22 protein-coding genes are annotated in these 26,559 nt (G+C 56.6%); 11 read left to right on the top strand and 11 right to left on the bottom strand.

Features of this window, described 5'->3' with window-relative positions; translation table 11 throughout:
• The first annotated feature begins 34 nt into the window (after positions 1–34).
• From IEN85_RS01500 to trxA, 5 genes are all read left to right on the top strand, one after another.
• Positions 35–1,294, top strand: a complete 1,260-nt coding sequence (locus IEN85_RS01500) for an RsmB/NOP family class I SAM-dependent RNA methyltransferase (protein WP_191615290.1) — start codon at positions 35–37, stop codon at positions 1,292–1,294.
• Between the two features lie 136 nt (positions 1,295–1,430).
• Positions 1,431–2,228, top strand: a complete 798-nt coding sequence (locus tag IEN85_RS01505; protein WP_309026912.1) for a segregation and condensation protein A — start codon at positions 1,431–1,433, stop codon at positions 2,226–2,228.
• Between the two features lie 15 nt (positions 2,229–2,243).
• On the top strand, positions 2,244–2,495 hold the full coding sequence (locus IEN85_RS01510) for a hypothetical protein (protein WP_191615291.1): 252 nt from the start codon (positions 2,244–2,246) through the stop codon (positions 2,493–2,495).
• A 44-nt stretch (positions 2,496–2,539) separates the two neighbouring features.
• Complete coding sequence (locus tag IEN85_RS01515; RefSeq protein ID WP_191615292.1) at positions 2,540–2,803, top strand: hypothetical protein; 264 nt, start codon at positions 2,540–2,542, stop codon at positions 2,801–2,803.
• 2 nt (positions 2,804–2,805) lie between these two features.
• Complete coding sequence (gene trxA / locus IEN85_RS01520; protein WP_191615293.1) at positions 2,806–3,129, top strand: thioredoxin; 324 nt, start codon at positions 2,806–2,808, stop codon at positions 3,127–3,129.
• Positions 3,130–3,250: 121 nt separating this feature from the next.
• Here trxA and IEN85_RS01525 read toward each other — a convergent pair whose 3' ends face one another.
• The gene (locus IEN85_RS01525; RefSeq protein WP_191615294.1) at positions 3,251–4,078 is read right to left on the bottom strand and encodes an RraA family protein; all 828 of its coding nucleotides are present in this window, start codon (positions 4,076–4,078) and stop codon (positions 3,251–3,253) included.
• 321 nt (positions 4,079–4,399) lie between these two features.
• Between IEN85_RS01525 and IEN85_RS01530 the strand changes: the two genes are divergently transcribed.
• Positions 4,400–5,974, top strand: coding sequence for an MFS transporter (locus tag IEN85_RS01530; protein WP_191615295.1), 1,575 nt, complete (start codon positions 4,400–4,402; stop codon positions 5,972–5,974).
• A 108-nt stretch (positions 5,975–6,082) separates the two neighbouring features.
• Here the strand turns inward: IEN85_RS01530 and IEN85_RS01535 are convergent, their stop codons facing one another.
• Positions 6,083–8,572, bottom strand: coding sequence for a beta-mannosidase (locus tag IEN85_RS01535; RefSeq protein ID WP_191615296.1), 2,490 nt, complete (start codon positions 8,570–8,572; stop codon positions 6,083–6,085).
• Positions 8,573–8,698: 126 nt separating this feature from the next.
• Positions 8,699–9,337: a DUF4202 domain-containing protein gene (locus IEN85_RS01540; RefSeq protein WP_191615297.1), complete on the bottom strand. Its 639-nt coding sequence runs from the start codon at positions 9,335–9,337 to the stop codon at positions 8,699–8,701.
• Between the two features lie 226 nt (positions 9,338–9,563).
• Between IEN85_RS01540 and IEN85_RS01545 the strand changes: the two genes are divergently transcribed.
• Positions 9,564–10,931, top strand: coding sequence for an alkaline phosphatase D family protein (locus IEN85_RS01545; RefSeq protein ID WP_191615298.1), 1,368 nt, complete (start codon positions 9,564–9,566; stop codon positions 10,929–10,931).
• A 30-nt stretch (positions 10,932–10,961) separates the two neighbouring features.
• On the opposite strand, the gene menD is transcribed toward IEN85_RS01545, so the two are convergent.
• From menD to metG, 3 genes are read right to left on the bottom strand one after another with little or no spacing between them, the layout of a single operon-like run.
• The gene (menD, locus tag IEN85_RS01550; RefSeq protein WP_191615299.1) at positions 10,962–12,689 is read right to left on the bottom strand and encodes a 2-succinyl-5-enolpyruvyl-6-hydroxy-3-cyclohexene-1-carboxylic-acid synthase; all 1,728 of its coding nucleotides are present in this window, start codon (positions 12,687–12,689) and stop codon (positions 10,962–10,964) included.
• Between the two features lies 1 nt (position 12,690).
• Positions 12,691–14,115: an isochorismate synthase gene (locus tag IEN85_RS01555; RefSeq protein ID WP_191615300.1), complete on the bottom strand. Its 1,425-nt coding sequence runs from the start codon at positions 14,113–14,115 to the stop codon at positions 12,691–12,693.
• 16 nt (positions 14,116–14,131) lie between these two features.
• Complete coding sequence (metG, locus tag IEN85_RS01560) at positions 14,132–15,670, bottom strand: methionine--tRNA ligase (RefSeq protein WP_191615301.1); 1,539 nt, start codon at positions 15,668–15,670, stop codon at positions 14,132–14,134.
• 255 nt (positions 15,671–15,925) lie between these two features.
• On the opposite strand from metG, the gene IEN85_RS01565 reads away from it, so the two are divergent.
• The 4 genes from IEN85_RS01565 to IEN85_RS01580 all read left to right on the top strand — a co-directional run bounded on the left by IEN85_RS01565 (position 15,926) and on the right by IEN85_RS01580 (position 19,603).
• Positions 15,926–16,495 (top strand): type IV pilus modification PilV family protein, encoded by a 570-nt coding sequence (locus IEN85_RS01565; RefSeq protein WP_191615302.1) that lies wholly within the window; start codon positions 15,926–15,928, stop codon positions 16,493–16,495.
• Between the two features lie 2 nt (positions 16,496–16,497).
• The gene (locus tag IEN85_RS01570; protein ID WP_191615303.1) at positions 16,498–17,124 is read left to right on the top strand and encodes a type II secretion system protein; all 627 of its coding nucleotides are present in this window, start codon (positions 16,498–16,500) and stop codon (positions 17,122–17,124) included.
• Positions 17,125–17,128: 4 nt separating this feature from the next.
• A complete protein-coding gene (locus tag IEN85_RS01575) occupies positions 17,129–19,168 on the top strand; it encodes a hypothetical protein (RefSeq protein WP_191615304.1) in 2,040 nt (679 codons plus the stop codon).
• Between the two features lie 204 nt (positions 19,169–19,372).
• Positions 19,373–19,603: a hypothetical protein gene (locus IEN85_RS01580; RefSeq protein ID WP_191615305.1), complete on the top strand. Its 231-nt coding sequence runs from the start codon at positions 19,373–19,375 to the stop codon at positions 19,601–19,603.
• Positions 19,604–19,749: 146 nt separating this feature from the next.
• Here IEN85_RS01580 and gatB read toward each other — a convergent pair whose 3' ends face one another.
• Genes gatB through pheS form a run of 5 tightly spaced genes read right to left on the bottom strand, consistent with a single transcriptional unit; the run spans position 19,750 to position 26,550 of the window.
• Positions 19,750–21,198, bottom strand: a complete 1,449-nt coding sequence (gatB, locus tag IEN85_RS01585) for an Asp-tRNA(Asn)/Glu-tRNA(Gln) amidotransferase subunit GatB (RefSeq protein WP_191615306.1) — start codon at positions 21,196–21,198, stop codon at positions 19,750–19,752.
• 7 nt (positions 21,199–21,205) lie between these two features.
• Positions 21,206–22,678, bottom strand: coding sequence for an Asp-tRNA(Asn)/Glu-tRNA(Gln) amidotransferase subunit GatA (gene gatA / locus IEN85_RS01590; RefSeq protein ID WP_191615307.1), 1,473 nt, complete (start codon positions 22,676–22,678; stop codon positions 21,206–21,208).
• Positions 22,679–22,724: 46 nt separating this feature from the next.
• On the bottom strand, positions 22,725–23,015 hold the full coding sequence (gene gatC / locus IEN85_RS01595) for an Asp-tRNA(Asn)/Glu-tRNA(Gln) amidotransferase subunit GatC (RefSeq protein ID WP_191615308.1): 291 nt from the start codon (positions 23,013–23,015) through the stop codon (positions 22,725–22,727).
• 17 nt (positions 23,016–23,032) lie between these two features.
• A complete protein-coding gene (pheT, locus tag IEN85_RS01600; protein WP_191615309.1) occupies positions 23,033–25,471 on the bottom strand; it encodes a phenylalanine--tRNA ligase subunit beta in 2,439 nt (812 codons plus the stop codon).
• Positions 25,472–25,509: 38 nt separating this feature from the next.
• Positions 25,510–26,550 (bottom strand): phenylalanine--tRNA ligase subunit alpha, encoded by a 1,041-nt coding sequence (gene pheS, locus IEN85_RS01605; RefSeq protein WP_191615310.1) that lies wholly within the window; start codon positions 26,548–26,550, stop codon positions 25,510–25,512.
• Positions 26,551–26,559: the final 9 nt, after the last annotated feature.

Genomic DNA, 26,559 nt, shown 5'->3' on the forward strand with positions numbered 1-26,559 from the left:
GCGCGACTCAACATCCATTCCTCGCAAATCCCCCGTGGCCAAACCTCTCCTCAACGCCGGACTCAAGATCCACCGTCTGCAAAACCAGCGACGCATCGCCTACTCGCTCATCGAGCGATCCCGCACCTTGCTCAAGCCTGGCACCCCTTTCACTCGCGAAATTCACGAGCTCTTCAAAGCCCAAGGCAAGTTTGGCTCCAAAGACCGCCGTCTCTACCGCGAGCTCATTTATACCTACCTCCGCTACCAGCCCTGGCTGGAAGGCAGCTACGCGCAGCAAGACGCGTTTATGGACAAGCTCATCTGCCTCGCCGCTCCCACCAGCGAAATCCAGACCTTGTATCCAACCCTCAAAGACAGGAAACCGCTGGAAATTCCAGTCGACCATCGCTACCTGGCGCTCGACCGCGAGATCGACGACCTTCCCCAACTGGTGCCCGACTGGTTCGCCAGCCACACCGAGCGAGCCATCAGCCCCAAATCACTTCTCCACCTAGTAACCCGACCGCCTCTCTGGCTACGAATCCAAAAGGATCCCAGGGAAGACCTCCTGCAACGGCTCAGGGCGGGAGCCAGCCCTGAGCAAGCTGACCAAATTGCCAAGCATCCGCTCGTTCCCGACTGTTTGCACGCGCCGGCCGACTTCCCATTGGCAAACCACCCCTGCTACGTGGAAGGATACGTCGAAATCCAAGACATCTCCTCGCAGATCCTCCTCCACCTTCTCAAAGACGCTCCCAAAGGGCATTGGCTCGACGCCTGCGCCGGAGCCGGAGGCAAGACCCTGCAACTCGCAAATCTCCTCAAGCCCTACGGCAAGGTCGACGCCTACGACAAGCGCACCGCTGCGCTGCGCGAGCTCCAGTCCAGAGCCAAGCGCTCCGGACTCGCCAACATCGGCGTCCTCGACCAGCGGCCCACCGCCGGCGCTTACGACGGCGTGCTCGTGGACGCCCCCTGCAGCGGCTCTGGAACCTGGCGACGCCATCCCTACCTCATGCGTCAAACCAGCGAAGAGAGCGTTTTCGACTACGCCAAGACCCAGCTCGCCATCCTCAAAAGCTACGCGCCTCTCGTGAAAGACGGCGGCGTGCTCGTCTACAGCACTTGCTCCCTTTCCCGCCACGAAAACCAAGCCGTGCAAGAGCAGTTCCTCGCAGCCTACAAGGACTTCTGCCACCAGCCACTCTCGCCACGCTTCGGCTACGAGGACAAAGGGCGAGGCATCACCGTCTATCCCGAGGACCACAACGGCGACGGCCTCTACGTCGCCACCTTCCGCAAGCAATCCTAGCCGCCCTTCGAAGCCCTGCGCGAAAATAACACAGCCTTATGTTTTTTTGCGCAAGCCCGCCGCCTCGGACCTGCGAAAGCTCAGGCAGGCAACTTCGCACTTGCCAGTCGCCGCCCGTCAAACGTGAATTCCCGCCGTGTCCGAGGAGAACGATCCCAGAATCAAGCTATCCGTATTTGAAGGTCCAATGGACCTTCTGCTCTTTCTCATCCGCAAGCATGAGATCGACATCTACGACATACCTATCGAACTCGTTCTGGACCAGTATCTTGGCGTAATCAATGCCATGAAGGAAGTCAGTCTGGAAGTCGCCGGCGACTTCTTCGTCATGGCCGCCACCCTCATGGAAATCAAAAGCCGATTGCTCCTGCCCAAGCAAAAGCGCAGCGTTTCCGACGAGGACGAGGACGAAGATGCGGACATCGACCCGCGCTGGGAACTCGTGCACCAGCTCCTCGAATACAAGAAGTTCAAGGAAGCCGCCGACTCGCTCGACAAGCTCTCCGACCGAGCCGCATTGCTCAAGGAACGCGACTACAACTCTGTCAACAAGGCCGAAACGCCCCAGCGTCCCCTCAAGCCCGAGGACAAGATCTCCATCTGGAATTCCTACAACATCGTCCTCCGCCGCCTGACCGAAAAACTGGTAGTAGGCGAGATTCAGGACGACTCCGTCACCGTGGTCGACCAGATGGAAATGCTCATCAAGAAGATCCGCACCGAGCCAGTCTTCAACTTCTCGAGTCTCTTCGACGGCCATATCGGTCTGCGGACTCTGGTGACGACCTTCATCGCCATCTTGGAGCTCACCCGCTTGAAGCGCCTCAAAGTTGAGCAGGACGAGGCTTTCTGCGATTTCGTCGTAACCGGGTTGGAAGGCGGAGAGAGCCTCTCTTTCGAGGAAGAAAACGAGCTTGAACAGCCCGCCCCATAGCCCAACCTAGAAGGCGTGCGAGACGAAAGCCTAGCAAACAAACAATCTCACCTCCTCGGAATCGGCTTGGACAACCAGGACGGGCACAAACGCATCACCCGCGCCGAGAAGTTTTCCATCGTGGGCGGATCCCAGGAAACCCACGAGCGAATGACCGAAACCGTGGTAAAAACCTTCGAGGACATGAAGAGGGCCGGCAAGCACCTCGAAACCATCGAGAAAAAGCACCTGGCCGAACTCATCGAGAAGAACCGCCCCGCCGACTAATGTAAAACCGACGGACTCGCTCTCGAGCCGTCCCTACCAGCTCCGTGTCTCACCATCAGCCTGACCCCAAAAGCAGCAGCTCCCTTTCCATCGAAGACGGAGAGGGGCACGAAGTGCTAGGCGCCAAGGCGGAGGACAAGGATCAGGTCGTGCTTGCAACCGACTCGAAGGGCAATTCGTTGACCCTGCTCGAGGAGTACGCCCTGCGCAAAAAAAGCCGCGTTCGCCCGATCGAATTTGGAATCAGCTTCGTCTGCGCGACAGCTTCGCTTGCATTCGCGGCTCTCATCTACTTTAACACGCACTAATCATGGCAGACATCATCAACCTGAACGAACAAAGCTTCGACGAAGCAATCTCCACCGCAAGCGGACCGGTCCTCGTGGATTTCTGGGCGCCTTGGTGCGGCCCCTGCAAGGCCATCGCTCCCCTTCTCGAAGAAATCGCTGGCGAACTGGACGGAAAAGCCGCCATTACCAAGGTCAACGTAGACGAAAACAGCGCCATCGCTGCCAAGTTCAACGTCCGCGCCATCCCGACTCTGATCCTCTTCAAAGGCGGCGAGCAGGTCGAAACCATCGTCGGCATGATCGGCAAGGACGACCTCAAGGCCAAGATCGAAGCCCACGTTTAAGGTTCCGAGCTCCAAACAATTTCAAAAACACAGCCCTTCGCTCGCAAGCGAAGGGCTTTTTCGTGTCGAAGATAATCCTTCGCCCAACGAGCGACGAAAGAGCAGCCTTCTGCCAAAAGCCTTACTCGACGGTCTGGTCCAAAGGAATTCCCATCCTCTCGTACAATCCGCGGCGGCCCTCCTTGTCCCCTTGCAAAACCTTCTGGGCGTGGGCCGCAACGTCCTCGGCCACCCTTCTCGGCACAACGATCACCCCGTCCCCATCGGCGACCACCACATCACCCGGCATCACCAAAACCCCTCCGAATGACAGCGGGCGGTTGATCGACTCGATCTCGTTGCGGCCCGGGCGAATTCCCCGCGTACGCTTCCTCAAGTAAAGCGGCACTTCCTGCAGAGCGATTTCGTCGGTGTCTCGCGAGCCCGCATCCGTGACCACTCCCACCGCGCCCAGGTCCTTCCATGCCAAAATATTGTAGGACCCAATCGAGCCGATGTCCCGCTCCTCCACGTCATCGATGACCACCACCGAACCGGGAAACAAGTGGTCCGCGAACGGTTCCGAGGAATACTGGTTGTAGAAATTCCCTTCCCATTCGGAAAAGTCCTGTCCTGCCGCGGGGTGCTCCGAACGTTGGGTCGGCACATAACGTACCGTGACCGCGATGCCGCGGATCACATGCTTCATCGTCTTGCGATCCAGCCAGTCCGCATGAATCGCGGGATCCACGAACCCCGTGTGCGGCAAGCCCACCGAATGCATTCCATCTGCCACATCCGCCACTCGCAAACCTTCGAACAAGCCCAGCAAGGCATCGTTTTCCTCCTGGGTGTAGGTTTTCGTTTCGATGTAGTTCTCAGGCTCGCCCTTGCCCGCAAAGGCAGGCCAGGCAAACGTCGAGGCTAGTATCGAGGAAACAAATACGCGAATTGTCAGCTTAACTTTCATGGAGCGCTGGGGTTGAGGGTCTTTGGATCAGGGAAAACAGCAGAACAACGAAACGATCTGCTTGCGACATCCAGCAAGATAGCCGGATTCGCCCATTTCGCTAACCCCAATCTCCTCATCCTTAAGAGGCCTGCCTCATCGCCCTTTCCACCAATCAAGCCTGCAAAAATCTCAATCCACCGCTGGCGTTCTCAGATCTTTCAGCGAGGCCAGCACCTTACGGTAAACCAAGCGCATTCACACGCTTTCGCGTTTGACTCGCTTGGCTCGAATTGACGGTATTCCCCAACCCCTTCCCCGCACTTGTCATTCTACTGAAATATGCCTTCGGCCCCTGGCTCCAACGCTAATTCCGCCCCCGTTTCCACCCGATCCAAAATCATCTACGGACTAGGCTCGGGTAACGACATGTGGGGCAACTGGTTCTACGTTTCATTCGTCTGGCTGTTCTTCAACCAGTACCTTGGGATGTCTCCCTCCCTCATCAGCACCGCCCTGAGCTTGCGCTTGCTCTGGGATGCGATCACCGACCCGGTCTTCGGCTGGTGGTCAGACAACACCCGAACCCGCTTCGGCCGTCGCCGTCCCTTCATCCTGATCGGCTCCATCCTATCCGGACTCTTCCTCCCCGTGCTTTTCATGGTCGAGGTAGGAGCCAGCGACATGGAATACTTTTGGTGGATGCTCCTCACCTCGATCATCTTCATGACCTTCGTGAGCTGCTTCAACATGCCCTACAACAGCCTCGGAGCCGAACTCTCCCCCGACTACTCTGAGCGTAACTCAATCTTCAAGTACAAGGGAAGTATCCAAAAAGTTATGGAGGTCGCTTCCTTCGGGGCCGGCGCCTTCGTCACCGCCCTTAATTGGGAAAACGCCACGGCTTCGGATGTCCCGCAAATCATCGGCAACATATTTAGCACTGCCGCCGCCTGGGTCAGCGGACTCATCGCCAGCCTCTTTACCCTCGATTTCGCTGCGGCATGGGCCGCCCTAGAGACACCCTTTGGCCTGCAGACCGGCGACGGCACCGAGGAGATCAACATCGTTCTCTCGGCCCGCGTCTACGCCACTTTGCTCGGTGCCGCCATGATCGCGATCGGACTGATCCTCTTCTTCGGCCTCAAAGAGCGCTACTACGAAACCGTCAACAAGCACCAGGCCAAGACCAAGATCATCTCCTCCATCTGGGGCGCCCTGCGTTGCCGCCCCTTCCGCGTGCAGCTCTCCATGGGCCTCGCCTACTCGCTCGGCCTAAGCATGGTCGGAACCCTCGGCTTCTACACCACCGTCTACTTCGTGAGCGGAGGCAACCGCACCGAAGGGAATCTCTTCAACCTCAAGATGGGCATCGTGGGCATGCTCTTCGGCTTTATCGGCCCCATGATATGGGGCCTGCTCGCCTCGAAGTTGGACAAAAAAATCGTCATCCTCATCATCCAGTTTTTTGGCATCGCCGTCTTCGTCGCCACCTGGTGGCTCTATACTCCCGAGGTCAAGATGCTGCAAGTGTTGGCCACCGGCTTCATCGCCCTCACTCAAGCTGGCTTCTGGATGATGTACGGATCGATCGGAGCTGACGTCATCGACTACGACGAGCTCGAGAACGGGGTTCGCCGCGAGGGAGCCTTTTCCGCATGCGGCAGCTACATCATGAAAATCGGTATGATTCTCGGGACCTTCATCACCGGCGTAGCTCTGGAGAGTACCGGCTTCGACGCCGAACTCGGAGGGGACCAGCCCGCAAGCGCCATATTCTGGATACGTTTCCTTCTCGCAGCCGTACCCATTGCAGGCCTGATCATCTCACTTGTTTTCATCGCCCGCTTCCCCCTCACCGCCGACCGGATGAAAGAAATCCGCGCCCAGCTCGAAGCGCGCCGCGGCACTGTGTAGCAGGTAGGGCTGGCGCTCGCGCCACGCCGCATGAGCATGATACTGCATCGCGGAATGCCCTACACCTACCACAAAAAAAGGGCGACCAAATGGCCGCCCTTCCTTGTACTAAATTTCCTGATACGTATCAAAAACGGACCGAGCTCTCAAGGCCGCCTTGACGGCGATAGCAGTCGTCTTGATCTGCGGCGTCACGCGAATCGTATTCGACTCGCCCGCCATCAAGTGCACGAAATTATCGCTGTAGCGGGCATCGATCCCCTTCAACTCAAGCCAAGTCCAAAGCGCAGGCTTCTTGGCCGACACCGTCACATCGAAAGAACCGCGAGTCGCGGCTTTCACCTTAACGGACAACATCGGATCCTCTAGGGTCAGATGCTTTGGACGCGCGAAGGTCACGAGGTTTTCGCTCACGACCTTGCGCCCGTCCTTAAGGGCCAACTTCACGATCAACCCACGCTGCCCGTGTTTAGCTACGAGCTTCTTGAGCTTCAAGGTCTTGAAAACACCCGTCGAATTCGCTCCCGCCCGAATCTTCTTGGACCCCGTTTCGAGCTCCCTGCCCTCCACGTCCACAACTTTCCAATTGATGCTCAAGCTCTTCGCTTCCAGCAAGTCATTGACGACGTGAATCGCAACCGAATCGGTATCCAGATCCTCGACACCTGCAACCAGCAGCGGATTGAAGAAATTGCGGGCCGCATAATGCAAGGCCTTCCACTTGCCGAAGAAGTCGACCGAGGACCAGCTCGCAACTTGCCAGCAGTCATTGAGCTGCCAATACAAAGCCCCCATGCAACGAGGCTTGTTCATGCGCCAATGCTCGACCGCGTACTTGATTGCCAAGCCTTGAAGGATTTGCGTCAGCCAAATAGTATTGTCGAAGCCTACCGGCAGTCGGAACCAGCTTAGCATATAGTCGATTATGGCGCTGTTTCCGATCGGACTACGCTGATGTTGCTCCATCACATAGGAAGTAACATTGCGCTCCTCCTTGTTCGTATAAGTTTCAATCGTGCTAGGCTCCGGAAAGCTCTGGAAGCCGAACTCGCTGCAGAAGCGATGGTAGGCGGTGCGGTACCATTCAAACGGTTCGCGGCCGTGCCAAACCTTCCAAAGGTGGGCGTCTCCGCAATCCGGATTCTGAGAGAACTTCCGGTCGCCAACCGGCGAGTGCTCGCTTGAGGGCCAGTAGTCGCGCTGGGGATCGTTTCGCTTCACAATTTTTCCAATCACCTTGTCGAAAAGGTTCATGTACTCATCCCATGGCATCTGCCCCGGCTCGTCGCCGAGGATCGGAGAAATGTGTTCCAACTCGTTATTCCCGCACCAAATCGCCAGGCAGGCATGGTGGCGAATCCGCTTCACCTGCTGCTCAATCTCAACCTCAACATTCGCTACCCAATCGTCGTCGAATCCTGGATACGCGGCGCAAGCAAACATAAAGTCCTGCCAGATGCAAATGCCCAGCTCGTCGCAAGCGTCGTAGAAGTCGTCACGCTCATACTTGCCGCCACCCCAGACTCGAATCATGTTCATGTTCGCCTCGACGGATGACTTCAGCAAATCGCGATTTCTTTCGTCCGTTCCCCATACGTCAAACTGGTCCGAAGGAATCCAATTCGCTCCCTTGGCGAAGAAACGGTTTCCGTTGGCCTCGAAGCAGAACGACTCACCCCACTTGTCCTTTTCGCGTACGAGCTTCAGCTCGCGAATGCCGATTCGCTTGCTAGACTGGCTGATCACCTCTCCTTCGCTATCAAGCAAAGAGACCGCGACCACATAGAGCGGCTGCTCTCCCAAGCCATTCGGCCACCAGAGCTGCGGTGACTTGACCGTAAGGCTCGTCTTTGCCTTGCCGCGAACGACAGCAGCCTCCCCGCTGGCCACTACTGCACCGTCCTTGGAGACCGTTACGAAAGCGCTCAGCTTAGTACGACGAGCGAGATTCACGGTCGCTTCCACTTCGAGCTCAGCCTTCTTGAACGCCTTGCTCAAGCTTTGCTTGACCAGCAGTTCGGATATTTCAGCCGTATCGAATGCGTCAATACGCACCGAACGCCAAATCCCCATGGTCACGATCATGGGACCCCAGTCCCAACCGAAGTTACTTTGCTCCTTGCGGACCCATTGCCCTCCTTCCAAGCGATGATGGCCAATGCCCGTTTGCCAGAGGAAGCGTTCCTTCTGCTTGTCGAGTCCATAGGCAAGCGCCGAGGAAAAAACGATAGAGATCGTGTTCTCGCCTACCTTGAGACGATCTTTCACGTCAAACTCCCACTCGCGAAACATGTTGTTGGTTTCCGCTAGCACCTTGCCATTTAGCGTCACCTTCGCCAGGGTGTCCAAGCCATCGAAGCGGAGCAAAACCCTGTCTCTCTCCAGCATGGATTCGCTCGCTTCGAAACTGCGCGAATAGGTCCAACTTTTCTCGCCCACCCACTGGACCAACTTCTCGTTGTCGCGAAAATAGGGGTCCGGGATCAATTTCTCCCGGTGCAAGTCAGCATGCACGCATCCCGGCACGGTTGCAGGGATATTAATCTTCTTGGGACCCTTCAGCGTCCAAGTTCCATCGAGAGAGAGCGTTTCAATCATACTTTCAGGGTAGGTTGTTGTTTCCAAGTTCGAGGGCACAAAGGAGCGCAAAAAGGCCCCGTGCTCCAGAACTTAATTTATTTGAGAAATAGCGTAAGCTATCGGAAACAGGTGCACGAGCACGCCCTAGCCAGCCAGCGCCTTTTCGACCAGTTTCTTGCAAGGCTCGCTCAGCTCCAGACTCAAGGCAGCATCGCGCCCGGCCTCGCTCATTTTGGCCCAACTCTTTTGCAGGATACCGACCATCTTTTCCTCGTCGGTCTTCTCGCTAAACTCCGCAAACTGCTTTTCCAGGAAAACGAGGCAAAGAGCGTCCTCCAAGGTCTGGCACTCGGGATCCTTCTTGATGCCCTTCTTCAAGTTCAGGTCGGCGACGCGCATTTGCATGGCTTCGTCGTAGCCCATCTCTTGCAAAATGCTGACCATCTTGTGGGCGTGGAACTTCTTCAAGTCCGCCCGCCAGCTGAGATAGCCGGCGCGATCGCGGGAATAATCCTCGCGCGGGATCATCCATCGACAGATATGCTGCCCTCTCGCCGCGAGCATCAGGGCTTCCGAAGCCTCGGGAGCAAGCTTCAGCACCCACGCTGTCAGCTGCGTGGCGAAGTAGAGTTCATACCCGACGTTGCGGTGTCCAAGCGCCACCCGCTTCGGATCGTCGTCGTTTAACAGGTCTATCTCGCCAATGGTTTTGAGAAAAAGGCCAGCGTCCGCCACACGGTCCAACTGCCGCTCAAGCAAGTCTTTATCAAAGGTACGTTCCATAGGTCGACACTACAATTGCCAGCCCGTAAGGCAATAGCGCTGCACGGATTGGCAGCTCCTTTTTTGCAGCAGCGCAAGCCGACCCTAAGCCAATCCCCCAGCCACAGTTGGTCGCTCCCCGATACCTTTGAAGCTTCCCTATCTCGCGCCCAGTTTTAACAATGTTTTTAAATTTACGGTGAATTAACAACCCGCCGGCTAACATCAACTCCCCGACTCCTAACACATGAGCATCCAATCTATCCGCCTCGCTCTCATCGCAAGCTGCGCCACCCTTTCCGCCCTCTCCGCCGTCGCCGCGCCCAAGCTCATGCAAGGCCCCATGCTCGGCCACGTGGACCAAAACTCAGCCCAGATCTGGGCCCGCGTCGCTGGCGAAGCCAACCTTTCCATCCTGTACTCAGAGAGCCCGAGCTTCACCGACGCTCGAGAATCCGCTCCCGTACGCGCCCTCCCACAAAACGACTACTGCGTACAAGCGACGATCGACGGACTCGAAGCCGGCTCCTTCTACTACTACCAAGTACTCGTCGACGGCGAGCCGCTCGACGCCGTTCGCGAACGGGAAGGCTATCCGCTCCTCACAGCGCCGCCTTCCGACATGGAGGTCCAGTTCACCATCGCGTTCGGCGCGGGCGCCAAGACGGAAGTTGACGGCATGCAAGCCATCTGGCTGCAGGTGCAAAACGCCCGCCCGCACGCCTTCTTCTGGTTGGGCGACAACGAGTCAGCGGAGGGCCTCGAGCCGGCCTTCCAAGCGGAGCAATACCGCAAGCAACGCAACATCCCTTTCCTCCAACCCCTCCTGCGCTCCATTCCACAACTAGCAACCTGGGACGGACCTAAAAAAGACAGCGCCAAGTCCTTCGACGTCTTCCAACGCTACTGGGCCAACCCAAGCTACGGAACGGACGAAAACCGCGGCTCGTACTTCAATTACAACTACGGCGGCGTAGACTTCTTCGTGCTCGACACCTACAGCTTCCGACAGAGCGGCGAAGGAGCCACCTTGCTCGGCAATTCCCAACTCGAATGGCTCAAGGCGGAACTCGACGCCAGCGCCGCTCCCTTCAAGGTGCTGCTCAGCTCCAGCAGCTGGACCGATATCAAGGAAAGCAGCGACTCCACTTGGACTGCCTACGCTCACGAGCGCGATGACTTGCTCGGATACATTACCCAATCCGACATCCGCGGCGTAATTCTTGTCTCCGGCGACAACGACCAAGCCGAAGTGAAGGCGATTCCTATGTCACGAAAAGGTGGATACGATTTCTATGAACTCGTGAGCAGTCCCCTCGCCCAGGACCCGGTGGCAAGCTACGACGAACAGGAAGCTTCCACCATCAACATACACGAGCCCTACGCATCGACCATGAATTTCGGCTTGCTGAGCTTCGACATGACCGGCGACGATCCAAGCTTCGCGTACGACGTCATCAACGTTATGGGCGAGAGCGTATTCCCCACCCTCGAAGTAAAGGCTAGCGAATTGCAGAACGGAGTCTCGTCCTGGCAGACCAAAGTGGACGACCCTGAGGCCTATGCTGACGCCGGCCTCGCCCCAGTCGCCCCCAGCAACGCAGTAGTGCAATAGTTCACGCAGCTTCCACGCCGAAGCTGCAGACTACAATAGCAGGCCACTGATCTCTGCGAACCACTGCTTGCGCAGGGCTGCGTCCAGCTTGCGATCCGTACGCAATTCTAGGACGCGTACCCCCTCCGATGGCTCGGCTAGTTTTTCCTCCAGCTTCGGCCAGCTCCCAATCAACTCGTAATCGATTCCGTAGGTCTTCGACCAATTCGAGAAATCGACTCGTTGGTCCGTACCGTAATGCTTTTCGAATACATCGTCGAATTTCGAGACGGGAAGCATCTCAAAAATGCCGCCTCCGGAGTTGTTCACTAGAAGGATCGTCAAACTCCCCTTCAACTCCTTAGCGATCAGGGCGCCATTGGTGTCGTGCAACAAGGCCAAGTCGCCCGTAAGCAGGAAAGTCCGCTCTGCCTCGTGGGCCACGCCGAGGGCCGTCGACAAAATACCGTCAATGCCATTGGCTCCCCGCGAGCTAAAAACAGAGACCCCCAAATTGCTGCGTCCGAAATAAAACTCCATGTCTCGCGGCGGCATGCTGTTCGAAACGCAAAGCGAACTTCCCTCCGGCAGCAGCTTCGCAAGGGTCCACGCGAGCTTGCCTTCGAAAAGCGAATCCGTGGCCGCGAAGCGCGACTCGAACTCTGCCGCGACCTGAAGGTCCAGGTCCAGCCAACGATTCGCATAGTCAGCCGCATTGCCATCGCTCACCGGGACGCCTCCAAACTCAAAGTCCGCGAAAACCTGGGTCGCACGGGAATGGGTTGCATCCAGATTGACAGGACGATCGTGCAAGATCGTCATCGCGACATCCAATCCGCTTAACCAATTGCGCAAGCTTTTGCTGGTAGGCAGCGAGCCAATCACGATCACGTGCTCGGGAATCAGCTCGATCGCTAACTCACCATTTCTCAAGATCGATTCGTATCCACAAATCAAAGACTCGAAAAAATTCGCATGCGAACGGATCGGGTTCAAAGCATCCGAAATCAGCGGCCAACCTAGGCGATGGGCAAACGAAGCCACGTTTTCGCACCAAGTGTCTTCGTTGACCGGCGATACCGCTCCCACCACGATCATGCCCTTGCGCAAGCTGGAGATCGAATCCGGCAGCTCCGCCTGCAAGAGCGGCAGGCCGTCGGTCGGCTCGAGGTGGTCGAAGAAGGCGCCGAAGGCACTCGGCTCGATCGGAGAGCTAAACCCTTCTTGCTCCAGGGGAATGAGAGGATCCCGAAACGGCACGTTCACGTGGACCGGCCCGCGATGCAGCACCGACGCAAAGTCCGCGCAATGGGAAACCGTCTGCCTCAAGTAGCGAAGCAAGCCCAAGTTCGCTTCTGGAACTGCGAGCTCCACTTCCTTGCGCACGTAGCGAGAGAAGAACTTTCGTTGGTCGATCGTCTGTCCCGCAGAACAGTCTTGCAGCTCTGGAGGTCGATCCGCAGTCAACAGCAAAAGGGGCACACCGCTCTCGCTGGCTTCTACCACTGCAGGGAAAAAGTTGGCTACCGCGGATCCAGACGTGCAGAGCAAGACCACAGGCTTGCCCGAACGCTTCGCAATTCCCAAAGCAAAAAAGCCTGCCGAACGCTCGTCCAAGACGGGGATAGCCTCGATCTGTTCGTGTCGAGCAAAGGCGAACGTAAGCGGCGAGCTTCGCGAGCCGGGACAAGTGATGGCGTAGGAAACGCCCTTGCGAAACAAGGTTTCCGCTATCACGTCAGCCCAAAGCTCGTTCGCGTTCGCCCAATTCTTTTCCATATCAGAGGAGGTTTTCCTTTAGGGCCTGAAATTTGAGGTTGGTCTCGAGATGCTCGCGGGCCGGTACCGACCCCTTGACCACGCCAACCCCCGCATAGAGCCGCGCTTTTTCGCCATCGACCAGAGCAGAACGGATACCCACCAAAAACTCGCCTTCGCCCTTGGCGTTTATCCAGCCAATCGGGCCGGCATAGAGACCGCGTTCGAAGCATTCGTGATCCTTGATCCTAGGCACAGCAGCCTCTCTGGGCATTCCGCCTACAGCCGGAGTTGGATGCAGTTCGGCAACGAGATCCAGCAAATGGATACCACCAGCTAGCTTGGCCTCCACATCGACGAAGAGATGTTGCACGTTTTGCAACTTCTTCAACACCGGATGGCAATCGCCTTTGGGCTCCAAACCAAGCGATTGCAAACGCCGGCAGACCGACTCGTGAACGATCCGGTGCTCGCGGCGATCCTTCTCGCTATCCAACAGCCCCGCTCCCAGTCGAGCATCCTCGGAGGCTGTCTTGCCACGAGGAGCGGTTCCCGCTAACACGTCGACATTGACTCGCCCTTCGGCGACAGAGACAAGCCGCTCCGGGCTGGCTCCTATAAAACTCTGCCCTTTGCCATTGGCGATAGAGAACGCGTAGCAGTCTTCGTAACGCTCCCGTAGCGTATTCAAAATTTCGAGCGGGTGGAAGGCTTGGTCAGCCTGTAGATCCAACGCGCGCGCCAAGACGATCTTCTTGAACTCGCCCTCATCGATCAGGTCGAGGGCTCGGCTGACCGCGTCCTGGAAGGCGCTCTCTCCACCGCATTCGTCGGTCTGCAAAACCTCCAAACGACCTCGCTTGGAACGTTCGTCTTCTACCGTGTAGTCAAAGGTCCGAAACTTCGTATTTGCATTCCAAATACGTTTGGCGACGGCTTCAACATCGTCTCCACCGCCAATGGTCGCGTTAGCGATCGCTATGCAACGCCCCTTGCTGGACACGACTTGCCAGCGAGGCACGAAAAGAGTGGAGGAAGGAAACGGCGAAGCTTCCTCCACTTCGTCGAAAAAAGTGAACCCGCAGAAGAAATGCGGCCCGAAAAACGGCAAGCTTGGATCCCCTACCGCGATGGTATGATGCAAAACCTCCGCCATCCACTCCTTCGCATCCCCAAAGCGATGAGGGCCCGATGGCGAGAATCGGATCGCGTCTTCCGCTCCCGCTATCGCCAAGTCGTCGCGTCGACGTTCGATGTAGAAGTGCTGCTGCCGCTGTTCGTAGATCGACTCCAAGACCGCTAGCGGATCTAGGATCGACGATTCGGCAGCAATGCTAACCAGCTGGGATCGCCCCTTTTCTACCGCTTTGAGCTGACAGCCTTGCAAGAACGCATGCAAGGCTTCGTAGCTTTTAGCTTTGCTGGGATCTAGCTGGATCGTATCCACAAAGAGGAAAACGCGCTTACTTCTTTTCCTGTTGCGGCTTGGGGAAGAGAATTACCTTTTCGCCAACTTTGGCGCCCGTGAGAGCATCAGACGGCTTGATACGTTCCAACCAAGACGCGTCGCTCTTGTATCCGAGAAGTTCGTACACACGAGCCGTCGTCTCCGGCATCACTGGCTCCAGCAGGCCTACCGCACGGCGGAGCGATTCTGCCATGAGAGAGAGCGCTGTTGCGCAGGTTTCCTTGTCCTTCTGGTCTTCCGACTTCGCGAGTTTCCAAGGGGAGCGTTGCTCGGCGTAGCGATTGATGGATCGAATGAAACTGAAAGCGAGTTCTAAGCCCTTGTGAAACTGGAACTCTTCGTAGAGCTCAACCACCTTGGACTCCGTGTTGGACCAAGCCGCTTCGAGCTCCTTCTCCGGTTCCTCGTCGATCGTACGCGCCGGAAAAGTGTCGCCACAGTAGCGAGGCGTCATGGTGAGCACGCGGTTGAGCAAGTTGCCCAAATCGTTCGCCAGATCGCTATTGTAGCGATTGGTGAAGAGTTCGTCAGAGAAATCGCTGTCCTGGCCTACGCTCATTTCGCGAATGAGGAAGTAGCGAAGCGCGTCCACGCTGTACTCCTTCACGAACTCGGAGGGTTCGATGAAATTGCCGGTGCTCTTGGACATCTTATCGCCATTGATCGACCACCACCCGTGCACGAGAAGGCTCGAGGGAACTTCTACGCCAATCGCCTTCAGCATGATGGGCCAGTAGACGGAGTGCGGAGGCAAAAGGATGTCCTTGCCGATCACGTGGTAGTTGACCGGCCAATACTTGTCAAAGTCCGGGGTTCCGTAGCCGATCGCGCTGATGTAGTTGACCAGGGCATCGAACCAGACGTAGGTCACGTACTCCTCGTCAAAGGGAAGCGGGATGCCCCACTCCAAGCGCTCCTTGGGACGCGAAATACAGAGGTCGTTGATCGGTTCCTTGAGGAACTCCAATACCTGCTTCGCCCGGAAACGGGGGAAGATGAAATCCTCATGCGAGTTGATATGCTCGATCAGCCAGTCCTGGTACTTGCTCAGCTTGAAGAAGTAGTTGCTTTCGGTGATTTCAGTTACCTCGCCGAAGATCTCCGGCCACTTGCCGTCGACCATGTCCTTCTCTTGCAGGAATTGCTCGGCGCGAGCGCTGTAAAAGCCCTTGTACTCAGCCTTGTAGATCTCGTCGCGGTCAAACAAGTCCTGCAGGATCTTGCGTACCACGTCCTTGTGGCGCGTTTCGGTAGTGCGAATGAAGTCGTCGTTGGAAATGTTCAGGCTCGAGCAAAGCTCCTTGAACTGCTCCGCAGCCTCGTCGCAAAGCTCGATCGGCTCGATGCCACGCTTGGCGGCGGACTGCTGAACCTTTTGCCCATGTTCGTCGATTCCGGTGAGGAAATAAACGTCATCCCCCATCAAGCGGCGGAAGCGCGCGACCACATCGGTCAGCACCTTTTCGTAGGCATGCCCGAGGTGCGGGGAGCCGTTCGCGTAGTCAATTGCGGTGGTGATGTAAAAGGACTTCATCGATCAATAGAAAGCGGGAGTGCATAAGCCTCAAGCGTTTCGGTCGCAACCTAAATAAGCGAAGCCTCTCCCAAGCCGGCCAAGCCTTCCTATTTGCCCGAGATGCGAACGGCGCTCCACCAAGGGGAGTAAGCAATTTCTACATAAGGATTTCGCCCTAAGCCGCTATCGGCAGGTGGAGTGTATCGATCAATTCCTAGAAGAAAGTAAAAAAAAAGGGAGCGGCGGGCGATTGGCCTTCGGTCCACCTCTCGAATGCACCCGATTCGCAAACGTAAACTCGTAACCCATCCTCGCTCCTTTCGCAGGCGAGACGGTTTCACCTTGGTCGAGCTAATGGTCTCGCTGGTCATCCTTAGCTTCATGGCAGTAGGCGTTCTAAGCAGCATGCTGCAGTCACGCCGCATGACCGAGGGCTCTATCTACCAAGGCACAGCCACTACAGTAGCCCAAGGGTACATCGAACAAATGAAAAACATGGACTATCGCTTGCTGGACGAAGCGGTCATTCCCGATTTCATGAGTCAGGGCACCCTCGATTCCCTCGCTGTTTCCCCCTTGCCCGAGGATCCCGAGACCGGAGATGCGGACACCGACCTGCTCAATTCCCGCCCCCTCGACATCAACAACACTCCCGACGATCCCGACGATGATCTAGTGATCGACTACGTCGTTTACATCCAGGACATCACCGACTTTGCAAACGGGATCGGCAACTCCCGCCGCATTATCCTGCGCTGGAGCTATACCGCTTCCACTCCCCGAGGCCCCGTCCCCTTTACCAATACCCTCTACGCCATCCGGTCGCGAGTTCCGACCTTCTAGCGATGCGCCAGTCGACCGCGAACTCCAACGTACGCCGGCGAGGCGGTTTCACGCTCGCCGAACTCCTCATCTCGCTCGGCGTGTTCTCCATCGTGATGGCCATCGCCATGACCTTTCTGGTCAATGGCGCCAATTTCGCCGCCTACAACGAGGGCAAGCTGCTCATCAATCGCGACATCCGAAAATTCACCAGCGAGCTCTCGGACCACGCGACCTACTCCAACTACTTCAAAATCTTCAAGAGCTTCGAAGATCGCACGGTTGTGGACGAAGGCGGTAGCGGCGACTTTCTCGTGCTCGCATTCGTCGATCCGGCCGCGCCCTCGAAATTCACCCAACTCATCGGCTACTATCGCTCCGCAACTCCCACGACCGAGGGACCGGTGCAGAAGTTCAGCCTCAGCTTCGATCCCCCCAGCGACGAGTATCTCGAAGACCTGCTGCCTGACATCGATACTGCCGGCAGCCACCCGGAAGTGATCGAGCTCTCCAAAGGCCTGAGCGACCAGCGCCTGTTCTACAATTTCTTCAATCGCAGCATTACCGTGCAGGGCGAGATCATCCACGAAGGCAGCCTCAAGAAGCAAGCCACCAACACCTACAACTTCACCGTTTCACCAAGAGGATAAAGCTATGAGACAAACCCTAAGCTCTAAACGAGGCGGAGCTCTCGCCGCCACCTTCGTCATCTCGACCGCTATGGTGCTGGTTTGCACTGGTATACTCAGCCACTCCCTTACCGAGAGGAAAATCAACGCCCGCCACGAGCTCAGGCTCATCTCTAAAAATGCGTCGGAGGCGCTCGCCGAATACGGTTTCGCCCAGCTGCGCCACAAGTTCGACACGCGTACGAACTTCACCCTTACCTCTCTCCAACCCGGCACCACTGACGCCCTCGCCCTTCCGGACCCATCGCTCTTCGGAAGCGTGCTCGACCACGAGAATTCGCAATTGGTCGGCGGCACCATACCGGACTATCCGACACAGTTGACCTTCATCGACCCCAACGATCCCGCCAACGAATTCGACCCACTGAAGGGTCAAGCCGTCTACGCCCGCAACATCGGCATCTATGCGAAAGCGGTGGTCAACGACCCGCGAGGCGGCACCCCTATCGAAAGCTACGTCTCGCAAAAGCTGCAGGTACGCGACGCCCCACTCTTCGCCCACGCCATCTTCTACAACCTCGACCTCGAGATTTCACCCGGCCCCAAGATGGAAATCCACGGCCCCGTCCACACCAACGGAGACCTTTACCTGCAGGGAATCGATGGCGTCGACTTCCACTACCCAGTTTCCACAGCCAAAGACATGTTCTACGGCTGGGGAACCGACAAACGAGCGGCCCAAGGATCCGGCGGCGAGCGCCTGCAAAACGGACACGTCAAGTTCAAGAACCGCAGCGGACAACTTGTCTCCATGAAAGTGAACGGCAACTACATGGACTCGAACCTAGCCAACTGGCGCGAGTACGCCTCCAACCGCTGGAACGGCAACCTGCTTACGCAAGAGCATGGCATCGAAGTATACAAGCCGGTCGCCTTCCCCAACTACCAGCCAGACGACCCCAGTACCCACGACTACGATCCCATCAACTCTGGCCATGCCCTCATCGAACCACCGGTCGCCTCCAGCGACCCGGCTTACGATCCCGAAATCGAGAAACAAAAGCTCTCCACCAAAGCCGGCCTCTACTTCAGCTGGGACGTGGAAACCGGCGAGGTCCGAGCTTTCGACAGAGAGCGGAACGAGTTCGACATCTCCGCCTTGCAAGGAAGCGGTTCCGACTACCTCTACGAAATCAAGGAAAACGCGTTTCTTGACCGCCGCCGCAACAAATGGATCGACATCTTGGACTTCAACGTCGGCAAGCTGAAGCAATTGATCGAGAACACCGACACCTCGATCCCCAGCCGCCACATCGGCAACTACGATCCCGACGTTCCCAATTCCTTCTATCATCCGGACCAAAAATGGAACGGAATCGTCTACTTCGAAACCTCGACCAGCTCCAGCAACGCCAAAGACCAAGCTCGCCTCAACTACTCTGGCATACGGCTCTGGGGCGGCGAAACCGACGTAGCCGGCCAAGGAATCCCCAGCCGCGGCGAGGATCCGGGAATGACCTTCGTCACCAACAACGCCCTCTACGTGCGCGGACACTTCAACGCAGACGGCACGCTCCACGGAACCACGAGCTCCTACAACAGCGCCATCGTGCCGGAAATCGGGGAAGTCCCGGTCGCTCTGTACGGAGATAGCGTCACGATCCTTTCCAACAACTGGAACGACTCTGTCACCTCGAGCAAGCCAGGAGCCAGCAGCACCGAAGTAGCCGCAGCCATCGTATCCGGACTCATCCCCTCCGACGCCGACAACAACGGAAAAAGCAGCGGAGGCGTCCACAACTTTCCCCGCTTCCTAGAAAATTGGTCGGGACGAGACCTCTACATCCGCGGATCCCTCGTCTGCCTCTACGAAAGCGAAGCGGATGACAGCGCCTGGCAGATAAACTACTACTCGCCGCCCGGAAGAAAATGGGGATTCAGCGAACTCTTCCTGAACGGAACGTTTCCCCCAGGCACTCCACTCCTCCGCACTTACCGGCGGGTCGACTACACTGACCTGACGAAGGAAGAGTACGAAACCGCGATGCAAAACCTACCTTGGTAGACTGGATCCAGAGCCTCCCCGACCGCCGCCAAATAAGGGTAATCACTTAAACCTAACGTTCCACTCAGGCAGCAGACCCAAGAAGCTATCAGGGTTTGGACGAGAGGCCTCTAAGCAAAGGCAGGCTTCTTCGCCCTCGCATGATCTAGTAGTTGTAAGGCGGAAGCGTCGGGTTTCTCATAAATTAGAAAGTTGAGATAATTTATGAAGCCTATCCTCACGACAACCGCCTGTATCCTCGCTGCGACTGTCGTCTGTGCCCACATTTCAAGCAGCGACTTGGGCCTCGCCTCAGGCGAGGACACAGCCATAACGCAAAGCGCCGAATCGGGAGCTTCGATCGCCCAAGTAGGAAACTTCGATCCCTCCATGTATGGAGTTATCGGCGCAGCCGCCATGGCAGTGGTAATAGCGACGCGGCGCCAGAGAGCGTAAGCACACTCTCTCGTTCGCTAATGTCTTTCTCGCCAATCGCTTCCTAAGCGATTGGCTTTTTGTTGAACTGGGAACCCTCCGCGGGAGGCCTGCTTGTCACGCAAAAGCCGGCTGTTTGGCGACAAGGGAGCTCCCGCCAAGGCGAGCTAATCGATCAGCTCGCGAATCAGCTTGTTTACCAGCTGCGGGTTGGCCTTGCCCTTGCTCTTCTTCATGACCGGCCCAAGCAAGGCGTTGAGAGCCTTCTCGTTTCCGTCCTTGTAATTCTGCACCGGCTTAGGGTTCTCGTCGATCGCCTCCTGGCACCAAACCTTCACCTGGCCCTCATCGAAATCCGGCTTCAAGCCTTTGCGCTCGATTACCTGTTCCGCCGTTTCGCCCGATTTGAACATCTCAGGGAAGACGTCCTTGTTGGCCACGTTCTTGGGAATCGTTCCCTTCTCCACGACTTGAACCAAGCCAAGCAAGGAATCCGGCGTGATCTTGCAGTCCTCGAGACGCTGGCCCGCTTCGCTCAGTTCACGCAGCAAGTCGTTCGCTACCAAATTTCCGATCGCCTGAGCCAGCTTCGGCTGCTGCTTGGCCGCCGACTCGAACCAATCGCTCAAAACGCGGTCCGGAACCAAGACCGCCGTGATGGAATACGGAAGCCCATATTCCTCCATGAAACGGCGCTGCTTGTCCCAAGGAAGTTCGGGGATCTCCGCCTGAAGCTTGGCCTTCCATTCCTCGTCGATGCGCACCGGCATCAAGTCGGGATCCGGGAAGTAGCGATAATCGTGAGCGTCTTCCTTCTCACGCATCATCTCGGTCTGTCCAAGGTCCGCGTTCCAACGCCAAGTGGCTTGCTTGATCACGTTCCCCTTCTTCAGCTCTCGGGTCTGGCGCTTGATCTCGTATTCGATGCCGTTCTTCACGCCCGTGATGCTGTTCAGATTCTTCAGCTCGATCTTTTGCCCCAGCTCCTTCTGCCCGACCGGACGCACCGAGATGTTCGCATCCGCCCGCATTTGCCCCTTCTCCATGTCGCAATCAGAGATTCCGCAGTAGATCATGGTCTGGCGAATTGCGGTAAGAAACGCGAACGCTTCCTCACCCGAATGCATGTCCGGCTCGCTCACGATCTCCATCAAGGAGGTGAAGGCTCGGTTGTAGTCGACCAAGCTATCGTCGGCGAAGTGGTTGAGCTTCCCCACGTCGTTCTCCAAGTGGATGCGAGTCAGCTTGATCTTCTTGTGCTCTCCCATCTCGCCACGGTTCTTTCCCGGCAACTCGATTTCGACGTAGCCGCCATCGCAGATCGGCTGATCGTACTGGGTGATCTGATAGTTATTCGGACTATCCGGATAAAAGTAGTTCTTGCGATCCCACTTGCAGGTTTCGGGGATGGTACAGTTCAAAGCCAAGCCCGCCTTGATGATTCCATCCAACGCAGCCTTGTTCATCACTGGCAAAGCACCAGGCAGGCCCATCACCACAGGATCTACTAGCTTGTTCGGCTCGTGGCCATAACCAGCGCGAACGCGGGAGAAGATTTTAGATTCGGCCTTGATCTGAACGTGAACTTCCAGGCCAATTACTGCTTCGTATTCCATCTTAAAACTAGAGGCTCGGGTGTTGATCCTTGAAGGGGTGAGCGGCTTCGAACTCGTTTGCGATTGCTAGCAGCTCGTCCTCCTTGAAGGGCTTGCCTAGAATCTGCAAGCCGACCGGCAAGCCATCGCTGTATCCACACGGTAACGACATACCTGGAATGCCCGCCAAGTTCGCGGAAATCGTGTAGATATCGCTCAGGTACATGGAAAGCGGATCACTTGACTTTTCGCCTTTCTTGAAAGCTGGCGTCGGGGAGGTCGGAGTAAGCAAAGCGTCCACATTCTCGAAAGCCTTTTCGAAGTCTTGGCGAATCAAGGTACGAACCTTCTGGGCCTTCAAGTAGTACGCATCGTAGTAACCGCTGCTCAGAACGTAAGTCCCGAGAATGATTCGACGCTTCACCTCTTCCCCAAAACCTTCGGCCCGCGACTGGCAATAGATATCGACCGAATCCTTGGCATCGAATTTTTCAGCCCGATGCGTGTAGCGGATGCCATCGTAGCGAGCGAGGTTCGAAGAGGCTTCCGCCGTCGCGATAATATAGTAAGTCGCCACCGCGTAATCTGTGTGCGGCAAGGACACTTCCTTCACCTCGCACCCCAAGCTCTTGTAGAACTCGATGGCTTCGAGCACAGGCTTCATCGCTGGCGTATCCGCCGCGCTCGCGAAGTATTCCTTCGGCAAACCAAGCGTCCACTTGCGACCGCGCAGCTTTTCCAAAGCTGCGACGAAATTCTGGGTCTCCGTTCTGTAAGAGGTCGAATCTCGTTCGTCGTGCCCTGAAATTGCCTGCAAGAGCAAAGCCGCGTCCTTAACGCTGCGCGTGAGCGGACCGACCTGGTCAAGCGAAGAGGCAAACGCCGCCAAACCGTAGCGGGAAACACGTCCGTAGGTTGGCTTCAACCCTACCACTCCGCAATGCGAAGCCGGCTGACGAATAGACCCACCCGTGTCGCTGCCCAAGGTCATCACCGCCTGCCCGGCTGCCGCAGCTGCCGCGGATCCCCCTGAACTGCCACCGGGTATACAATCGAGATTCCATGGATTGGATGTCGTCTTGAACGCAGAATTCTCCGTGGAAGAGCCCATCGCGTACTCGTCGAGATTGAGACGTCCCCAAAGCACAGCGCCCTGCGACTTCAATTTTTCGATACAAGTCGCATCGTAAGGCGAAACGAACTTCTCCAGCATCTTGCTGGAGCAGGTCAACGGCTGACCGTTGACAGCGAGGTTGTCCTTGATACCGACCGGGATTCCGTCCAAGGGTCCAAGCGAATTCCCAGCAGCCCGTCGAGCATCCGAAGCATCGGCCTGCGCCAAGGCATCGACCTCGTCATAGGAATTGAACGCCCCCACCTTTTCCTCTACCTGCTTGGTGCGAGCGATGGTGGCCTTCATCAGATCAACCGCTGAGAGTTCCTTCTTGTCTAGCAATTCCGAAAGCTCGCTAGCCGACTTGTAGTACAATTCTTCTGACACCGTATCTTCGTGTTTTTTCGTGCGCTGGGCGGATGATCGAAAAGGCTCAATCCACAACCTTCGGGACGACAATCATGTTGTCGCGCTGGGCTGGGGCATTTTTGAGAGCCTCCTCCGTGGAGAGTTCTCCCTTTACCTCGTCTTCTTGCCAAACGTTGTAGACAGGGTGCGGATGAGCTGTGGGCTCCACACCGTCCGTGTCGAGTTCCTCAAGCTTTTCGACGTATCCAATTATCGAATCCAGTTGCCCCGAAAGCTTTTCCTTCTCCGCATCCGTAAGATTGATACGGGCGAGTTTCGCAGTGTACTCGATATCTATGTGCGTTTTCTCAGACATGACAGTTCGATATTAACTTAGTCGCGGATGCTGTACGAAGACGCCTCACGCACTTGGCTCTGGATCGTTTCAAAAGCCTTGTTCACTTCCTTGTCCTTAAGCGTGCGGTCCAGGGCCCGGAACGTCATGCTGACCGCCACGCTCTTCTTGTCCTCCGCCACGCCTACGCCTTCGTAGACGTCGAAGACCGAAACCTTCTCGACTTCGAAGCCCTTTGCCGCCTTGGAGGCAATTTTGCTCATGGTACGGACGACTTCCTCGGCTGGCTCGGACTTGTCGACTACCAACGCCAAGTCGCGGCTTGAAGCTGGATACAAGCTGAAGGGCTTGAACTTGATACGCTTCGGTTCGCGCAAGCGCTCGGGCAAGTAACAGAAAATGCCTCCAAAGACTTCGCCTTGGATATCCATTTCCTTGATACGCGGCAAACTCATTAGTCCCACGCGAGCAAAGAAGCCAGCCTTGGGCTCTTCGTACGCCGCGCTGTGGCCTTCCTGCCAAGCTCCCTCGTTGTCACTTGCATTGCGAATCTTGAACTTTCCAAGATCGATGCCCGCATAGCTGGCAATCGTCTTGATACGCTCCTTGGCCGCATAAAAGTCGTCGAAGCTTCTCTCCTTCCAAGTGCGCTCGGTTCCTCCGTTACATTCGAGGAACGCGACGGCAACCATCTCTACGACTTTGCCATTAAGCTCGCGGAAGACGCGACCGGTTTCAAAGAAACGGTTCGCTCCTGTCTTGCGCGACTGGTTCAGGTGCAAGACCTCTAGCATTCCCGGCAACAGACTGTGGCGAAGCTGCGTTTGGTCTTCGCTAATCGGATTGAGCAAAGCCAATTCTTCCGCAGAAACGTGTCCTGCCCAACGCTTTTGTTCGCCTAGCGAGCGCAAGGTGTAAGTCACCGTCTCGGCAAAGTTTTGTCCGATCAAGTAGGAGGCCGCCTTGCGGTTGAATTGGGTAATCGGGCTGTCGTTGACGGTCGTGGCGGTCGCTCGAACTTGGCCGCCTGGGATCTTATCCGTTCCGTAGATACGCAGCACTTCCTCCAGCAAATCGACCGGACGATAAAGGTCGCCCCGATAGCTAGGTATCGAAACGGTCCATACATCATCGCCGTCCACCGAGATGCTCATATCCAACAACTCGAGCGCCTCGCGGATTTCTTCGTCTGCGATTTCAAAGCCGCTTTTCTTGCGGATCCACTCAGGAGTGATTTCAATTTCGGTCTGCCACGCGGGCTCGTTCCCAGCGGTTGCCCCGTTAGAACAAAGCTCGCCGCCCGCCGTTTCCAGAATGAGGGAGATTGCTCGCTCGCTGGCGTAACGCAAAGAAAGTGGATCCACTCCTCTCTCGAAGCGATAAGAGCTATCGGTTGAAAGGGCCAACTTCTTGGATACCCAACGAATGGTGCTCGGTTTGAAATAAGCAACTTCCAGGACGAGGTCAGTCGTATCTTCCTTTACTTCGGAATTCTGACCGCCCATCACACCCGCAACCGCCAACGCCTTGGACTGGTCAGCAATTACGACCATGCGGCTGGAGAGCTTACGCTCCTCGCCGTCGAGGGTGTGCATGACTTCGCCTTCGCCAGCATTGCGAACCACAATCTTGCCGCCTTCGATGTCGCGAGCGTCGAAAGCGTGCATTGGATTCCCACACTCGTGCATGACGAAGTTCGTCACGTCGACAACGTTGTTGATAGGACGCAGTCCTATGGAGGAAAGCGCTTCCTGCAGCCACTTCGGGCTGGGACCAATTTTGACGCCCTTGATCACGCTTGCGATATAGAGCGGGCAGTCTTCTTCCGCATCTACCGTGACTCCCTTGAAAAGAGCGTCGCCGTTGGCGCGATCCGACTTGGCTGGAATGTCGTTGACCTCTGGATACTTAACGTCGCGACGGTACCAAGCTGCTAGCTCGCGGGCGATGCCGATATGCGACAAGCAGTCGGGGCGGTTTGGAGTCACTTCCAAATTGAAGATCGTATCGCTATCGGTTAGCACGTCATTGATCGGGGTACCGAGCTCAGGACGTCCGTCAAGAATCAGCAAACCGGAATCGTCGCCGGAAGCGCCGATCTCGCTGGCTCCGCACATCATTCCTGCGGACGGAACCCCGCGTAACTTGGACTCCTTGATCTTGAATCCTCCCGGCAACTCAGCCCCAGGAAGAGCCACGGGAACGCGATCGCCTACCTTGTAGTTGCTCGCTCCACACACAATCGACTTCTCGCCAATCTCAGGACCGCAATCCACGCGACAGACGCCCAGCTTATCCGCATCGGGATGCTGGTCGCGCTGCAGGACTTCGCCCACCACCACGTTTTCGAGCGGAGGAACGCCCGTCGTTTCCATATCGTCGACTTCAAAACCGAGGAGCGTCAGCGAAGCGGCGAGCTCTTTGGGAGACTCGTCAAGATCTACGTAACGCTTAAGCCACTTGAGAGATACTTTCACAGTATAAATTTGTTAGAGTTTATGGATACAGGGTTAGCTTACGCGAACTGCGACAGGAAGCGGGCGTCGTTCTGATAGAAGTAGCGGATATCGTCGATTCCGTAGAGGATCATAGCGATACGCTCGATACCCATGCCAAAGGCAAACCCCGAGTACTTTTCCTGGTCCACACCGACCGCTTCTAAAACGGCTGGCTCGACCATGCCGCAGCCCGCGATTTCCACCCAGTCGCTCCCGAGTTTGGCAAGATGGCTGGAGGAGAAATCCACTTCGAAGCTGGGCTCGGTGTAAGGGAAGAAGTGCGGGCGAAAACGCGTCTTGGTCCCCTTCCCCAACAGGCGTTCGAAGAAGTAGTCGAGCACAGCCTTGAGGTCGCGCACCGTTACATCCTCGTCGATATAGAGGCCTTCGATCTGATGGAAATTGGCGCTGTGCGTAGCGTCAACCGTATCGCGACGGAAACAACGCCCAGGAGAAATAATACGCAGAGGTGGCTTCTCCTTGAGCATGGTGCGGATCTGCACCGAGGAAGTGTGGGTACGCAGCAAGTAGCGCTCGTCTGCCTTTTTGGATACGTTGCCGAATTGGGCGTTGTTGGGCAGGTAGAAGGTGTCCTGCAAATCGCGAGCTGGGTGATCGGCCGGGGTGTTGAGCGCGTCGAAGCAGTAGTACTCGGTCTCAACTTCCGTTCCTTCCGTAACCGTGAATCCGATTTGCTTGAAGATGCTGCAGATCTCCTCGCGCACCTTGGTCAAAGGATGCTGGCTGCCCAACGCGTCGTTCGGCGACGGAAGCGACGGGTCGATGGCGGGACCGATGCGGGCCGCGAGTTCCGCTTGCTCGAGAGTGGCGATGGCATCGTCGTAGAAACCTTGGATGGTGGTCTTGGCCTGATTGATGAGCTTGCCAAAGGTGGGGCGATCTTCCTTGGCGATCGAGCCCATGTTTTTCATCACCTTGGTGAGCGCTCCGTTGGGTCCGGTGATTTCCGCCTTCACGGTCTCGAAACCAGCGCGGCTGGTCACGGCGGCTACCTTTTGCTTGGCAGATTCTACGATTGTCTTGAGTTCGTCTTCCATGAGAAGGGA

Source organism: Pelagicoccus enzymogenes (assembly GCF_014803405.1).
GTDB lineage: Bacteria > Verrucomicrobiota > Verrucomicrobiia > Opitutales > Opitutaceae > Pelagicoccus > Pelagicoccus enzymogenes.